This is a genomic window from Serratia sp. 506_PEND, assembly GCF_001076875.1.
Lineage (GTDB): Bacteria > Pseudomonadota > Gammaproteobacteria > Enterobacterales > Enterobacteriaceae > Serratia > Serratia marcescens.
In genome coordinates, this window is the sequence record NZ_JVEL01000093.1 from 1 (window position 1) to 1573 (window position 1573).

At 48.8% G+C, this 1573-nt stretch carries 2 protein-coding genes; one reads left to right on the forward strand and one right to left on the reverse strand.

The features are described from left to right. Nucleotides 1-105 precede the first annotated feature (105 nt). Entirely contained in the window at nt 106-399 is a 294-nt protein-coding gene (locus ADK28_RS02830) for a hypothetical protein (RefSeq protein WP_016927468.1), read from the forward strand. Nucleotides 400-664: 265 nt separating this feature from the next. Here ADK28_RS02830 and ADK28_RS29625 read toward each other — a convergent pair whose 3' ends face one another. After that, on the reverse strand, nt 665-841 hold the full coding sequence (locus ADK28_RS29625; RefSeq protein ID WP_015378105.1) for a GhoT/OrtT family toxin: 177 nt from the start codon (nt 839-841) through the stop codon (nt 665-667). Nucleotides 842-1573 lie beyond the last annotated feature (732 nt).

The window sequence follows — 1573 nt, forward strand, 5'->3', positions numbered from 1 at the left end:
GCTTTATTTCCGCGTTGGCCTGGAACTCTTTAGCGCCCGCGGGGTCGATTGGCGTACGAATGCCTGGCGGTTTTTGCACTATGATGATAGATATAATTTATTGATATGAAAGATTATAAAAACACTTCGGGCACAAAAATCCTGCTGCTGTTCAGCCTGGCGTTTTATACGCTGTTGCCACCGTTGCTGACAGCGGCCGTGTTCAACCGTTTCAATCTTAATCCGTTCGCGATCGTCAAATTTTTTCACTTCAACCCGTTTTTGGCCGATCGGGGCATACCCGGTTATCAGACTTTCTTCTACTTGCTGATGCTGTGGTTGGGGTTGAATGCTTTGCTCTGGCTGCTGGTGTGGGGGGCGGGGCGATTGTATCAGCGCTGGCGATCGCCGCGCGGCTGATAGTTTCCCAAAGAGGAACAGTTGCGTAGGGAAATGACTTTACATTCAATAATGAGACGTATTATCATTTGATTCGCCGGTGAGGGGAAAAGGGTTGTCTCCTTCTGTGCCCCCCGATCCGGCGCGACATTGCTCACATTGCTTCCAATTTTCATGCCAGCTTTGCGCTGGCACTTTTTTATCCCACGCCAAAAACCATGACGCCGGTGGTCAGCCTCTTTTCATTAACATGACTGTTTAAAAGCCACCGCGCGATATTGGGGCGTTAGAACAGCGAAAACAGTAACACCACCGGCAGGCTCAACGGCCAGGTTAACCCGATGGTCAGTGCGCTGATGCAGCGAATTTTGACGGTGTCCCGGCTAACCAGGTAGGTGAAAACCATAGAAACTAACAGACCAATAAAATAACAGTATTGCGTTGCAACCCACAGCGGCGACATGAAACCCGATCCCAGTTGTATTTTTACGCGCGAATTCTAGGAGCTTGGCGGGGGATAATCAATGACCAAAGGCCCTTTATTCAAACCTTTATCCATAAGTATGCATAATTTATTTCTATAAAGAACGTAGGGTTATTAACGGCTTTACGTTTATTGCCAAAAGAAATCAACAGCATAGTTACCGGTAACATTTTGCGTCAGGCAAGTCTTCCTTCTGGGGTGAACTCCGCTGAGCAGTAAAAGCGTCGGTGAAGGGGGGAAACGCGGTGGGGTTATGACTCATAAAAACTAATGATGTATTTGCGGACAGCAAGTCTAAGGTGAGGCGGCGTCGGGTTTTGACGGTACGTGACCCCTTCAGGTGCCGGTTTTAGCGCATCAGTCGCGATGCGCCGCTTGCCCGCCAGGGAGGGGGATGGTTGTCGTTACGGGGTTAATGAATGTTAAGACCGTAGACGAACAGCCACGAAAACAGCAGCGCCAGCAGGCATGCCATAAAAACGATGGAGATCATTTCCTTCACAACTTCATTCCTTTTCCCGGTGGACCAAATTTACTTCTCTTTGTTTTTGCGCGAAATTTTAGATCGGTATGGGTAAAAATCCTAGTTTTAATCCTTTTTTTTCCCGGCCTTGCGGCGTAAGCCGCTTCGATAAGCCGTGGCGGCGGTGGAAAATCGGGGGCGTTAACTCGTCGTCGCTATTGCTGAACGCCATGAGGCTGACTATATAA

Excerpts from the sequence above, each read along its gene's own strand:
- ADK28_RS29625 (WP_015378105.1), bottom strand. The coding sequence starts at position 841 with ATGTCGCCGCTGTGGGTTGCAACGCAATACTGTTATTTTATTGGTCTG.
- ADK28_RS02830 (WP_016927468.1), top strand. The coding sequence starts at position 106 with ATGAAAGATTATAAAAACACTTCGGGCACAAAAATCCTGCTGCTGTTC.